This is a genomic window from Stenotrophomonas sp. P5_A8 (assembly GCF_056400545.1).
The window spans coordinates 1-3,755 of sequence record NZ_JBFULB010000358.1 but is presented as its reverse complement, the minus strand read 5'-3'; the positions used below and the strand labels follow the sequence as shown (position 1 = coordinate 3,755).

Genomic DNA, 3,755 nt, shown 5'->3' with positions numbered 1-3,755 from the left:
GGGCGCCGACGCGCCGGCCGATGCCGACGGGACCAGCAGCGAGGATCTGGAGCAGCAGGCCAACGCGGCCTACGAGGCGCAGGACTGGTCCGGCGCCAGGCGGCTGATCGACCAGGCCATCGCCCTGGATCCGCAGCAGGCCCGCCTGTACCGGCTGAAGGCCTACATCGCCGCGGCGACCGACGACAACGCCGGGGTACTGGCCGCCGCCGCACAGGCGCTGCGGGCCGACCCGAGCGACGCCGAAAGCCTGCAGCTGCAAGGCACCGCCAAGGCCAAGGCCGGTGACACCGTGGGCGCGCTGGCCGACTACGCGGCGGCGCTCCAGGCCGGTGGTCACGCCAGCAGCCTGTTCCGCAATTACCTGTTCCTGCTCAACCAGCAGCACGACAACGCGCGCATGTTGGAGGTGTTCGCCGCCTACGAGCGGGCCTATCGCGATGACCCGGAGGGCACCGGGCAGGCGGCCGACATCCTCTTCCACGCCGCGCAGGCGTATCACCACCTGGGCCAGCCACGGCGTGCGCTGGAACTGCTGGACCAGGCTATCGCGCAATCGCCGCAGGTGGCCGGCTACTACGGCAACCGCGCACTGGCCCAGCACGCGCTGGGCCGGTCCAGCCAGTCGCTGGCCGATGATGGCCAGGCCATGCGGCTGGCGCCGACCGAACCGCTGTATCCCTACAATCGTGGTGTGACCCGATTGGACATGGGCGACGCGGCCGGCGCGCTGCAGGACTTCAAGGCGGCCCTGGCGCTGGGCAAGGAGGATGCCGATACCTGGCTCAACATCGGCGTAGTCCAGGAGCGGCTCGGCCACACCCGCGAGGCGCTGGCCGCCTACGACCGTGCGCTGGCAAAGGACCCGGGCAACCCGCGGGTGCTGACCAACCGGCTGTCGCTGCTGGGCCAGGGCGGCAAGGGCGACCGTGCGGCCGTGGCCGCGCAGGCCGGTGCGCTGCCGGCAGAAAACCAGGCGCAGCTGCTGTTCAACCAGGGCCAGGCGCAGACCCGGGCGGGGCAGTGGCAGGCCGCGGCGGACCTGTTCGCGCAGGCGGTACGGCTGGATCCCGGCCTGGATACCGGCTGGCTCAACCTGGGCGTGGCGCAGGCCCGGCTGGGGCAGCACCAACGCGCGCTGGACACGTTCAACGACTACATCCAGCGCGCCCCGCTCAAGACCATCGGCCTGCTCAACCGCGCCAATGTGCTGCATGAACTCGGCGATGATGGCGCGGCCGAGAAGGACCTGCTGCGAGCCGCGCAGCTGGAGCCGGGCAACCTGGACATCCAGCAGCGCCTGGCTTACCACTACAGCCGCACCGGGCAGACCGACAAGGCGCGGCGCTACTACGCCCACCTGGTGACGCTGCCCGGCAACCTGTCGCCCGATGCCTTCATCAACTACGCGGCCATGCTGCTGCAGCTGGGCGATACCCGCGAGGCGGCGGTGGTGGCGGGCAACGGCGTGGCACGCTTCCCCGACAACTATGGCCTGCGCCTCAACCAGGGCAGTGCACTGGGTGACAGCGGCCAGCATGCCCTGGCGGTGGAGGCCTACCGCGCGGCGATGCGGCTGCAGCCCAAGCGCCTGGACGCGCACTTCAACCTGGGCAACCTGTACCTGCAGCAGCTCAAGCAGCCGCGCAAGGCCGTGCAGGAATACCGCACCGCGCTGACACTGCCGTCGGCGCCTGACCTGGACGCTGCCGCGCAGCGCGAACAGCGCATGAGCATCCATCTCAACCTGGCCAGCGCGCTCAGCGACAGTGGCGATGCCGCCGGCGCCCGCGCCGCACTGCAGGCCGCCATCGACGAAGCGCCCGAGGACTACCGCCCGTGGTTCAACCGTGCCGCGATGGCCTTGTCGGCCGGCGACCCCGCGGCGGCCACGCCCGACTTCGAAGCGGCGTGGGTGCGCCTGGACGCACTGCAACGCGCGCAGCCGCCGCAGGCGCAGCCTGACCTGGACCTGCTGGAGCACGCCGGCTACGTACTGTTCCACCTGGGCCGCACCGGCGAGGCTGCCCTGCGCATGCAACAGTTGCTGCAGGCGCAGCCGGACAACATCGACGCGCAGCGCAACTACGGCTTCATGCTGCTGGACCKGGGCCGCCCGCAGGACGCAAAGCGCCTGTTCGAGCAGGCCTTCACCCGCGAGCCGGACGACGTGGACGGTTGGCTGGGGCTGCTGGCGTGCGCGATGCTCGACAGCGACCCTGCCCACCTGGCCCGCCTGAAGCAGCAGTTCGGCCAGCGCTTCGACGGCCGCTACCGGCTCGCCGATGATCTGCCCACCCAATTGATGCGCAACGAAGGCTATTGGTATTCACCGCGCTTCGTGCAGCTGTGGCGGCAACTTATGGCAGCAGGATGAGCGCACCCGGCAACGAGGCAATTCCCTGCCGTGGCAGGCACCCATACAGTGGAACAGGTCAGGAGAAGGTTGCGGTATGTCGATCTATGCATTGAAGGGGCGTTTCCAGGATCTGCTGCGCCCTGGCGTACGGGGTCTGTACCGGGCGGGCATTACCGCCAACGTGGTGACCGTCGCTGCCGCCGTGGTGTCGCTGGCCGTGGCGGTCGCGGTCTACGCGTGGGCACCGGCGCAGCCGCTGTGGTACCTGGCGTTGCCGGTATGGATGCTGCTGCGCATGGCACTCAATGCCGTGGACGGCATGCTGGCGCGCGAGTTCGGCCAGCAGTCGCGGCTGGGGGCTTACCTCAATGAACTGTGCGATGTCCTGGCCGATGCGGCCCTGTACCTGAGCCTGCTCAGCCTGCCCGGGGTCGATCCGACCGCGATCTGGGTGCTGACGTGGCTTGCGGCGGTTTGCGAGTACGCTGGCGTCCTGGGGCTGATGGTGGGGGCCAGTCGGCGCTACGACGGACCCATGGGGAAAAGTGACCGCGCCTTCGTGATCGGCCTGGTCGGCGTGCTGCTTGCAGTGGGCTGGATCGGCGGAGCGGTGGTGAGCGGCGTGGCGTGGGTGGCAGCGGCGCTGTGCCTGCTGACCGCGTGGCGGCGGATGCGCAACGGATTGGCGGAGCAGGCCTGATCGGCACTGCGGGCAGACACACAACGGAGTAAGGCATGCGCGTACAGGAACACCTGCAATTCCACAGCTTCGATGGCCAACCGCTGTTTTACCGGCATTGGCCGGCTGCCTCGTCCGCCGCGCCGCGCCGTGCGCTGGTGCTGCTGCACCGCGGCCATGAGCACTCCGGCCGTGTCGCCCACCTGGTGGACGAACTGGACCTGCCCGACACCGAGGTATTCGCCTGGGATGCGCGCGGCAATGGCCAGTCGCCCGGTGAGCGTGGCGATGCGCCGGGCTTCGAGGCGCTGGTGCGTGACCTGGACAGCTTCATCGCGCACATCGGCCAGCAGCATGGCATCGGTGTGGAAGACATCGCGATCATCGCCCAGAGCGTCGGCGCGGTGGTCGCTGCGACCTGGGTGCACGATTACGCACCGCCGCTACGTGCGCTGGTGCTCGCATCGCCGGCGTTCAAGGTCAAGCTGTACGTGCCGCTGGCGGTGCCCGGGCTGAAGCTGATGCAGAAGCTGCGTGGCAACTTCTTCGTCAACAGCTACGTCAAGCCGCAGTGGCTCACCCATGATCCCGGGCGCGTGGAAAGCTACCGCACCGATCCGTTGATCACCCGACCGATCTCGGTCCGGGTGCTGCTTGGCCTGTACGAGGCCGCCGACCGCGTGGTCGGCGATGCGCAGGCGATCACCGTGCCAACCC

3 protein-coding genes are annotated in these 3,755 nt (G+C 69.4%); all 3 read left to right on the top strand.

Annotation, left to right across the window (positions count from 1 at the left end):
* Positions 1-2,377, top strand: a 2,377-nt coding sequence (locus AC1DQP_RS17925; RefSeq protein ID WP_478052146.1) for a tetratricopeptide repeat protein, incomplete at its 5' end; no start/stop codon positions are given.
* A 76-nt stretch (positions 2,378-2,453) separates the two neighbouring features.
* Positions 2,454-3,059, top strand: coding sequence for a CDP-alcohol phosphatidyltransferase family protein (locus AC1DQP_RS17920; protein ID WP_457318174.1), 606 nt, complete (start codon positions 2,454-2,456; stop codon positions 3,057-3,059).
* 35 nt (positions 3,060-3,094) lie between these two features.
* Positions 3,095-3,755: lysophospholipase (locus tag AC1DQP_RS17915; RefSeq protein WP_478052145.1), on the top strand; the 661-nt coding region annotated here is incomplete at its 3' end.

Bases quoted from the DNA above. Each gene is read 5' to 3' on its own strand.
- AC1DQP_RS17920 (WP_457318174.1), top strand. From the start codon at position 2,454: ATGTCGATCTATGCATTGAAGGGGCGTTTCCAGGATCTGCTGCGCCCT.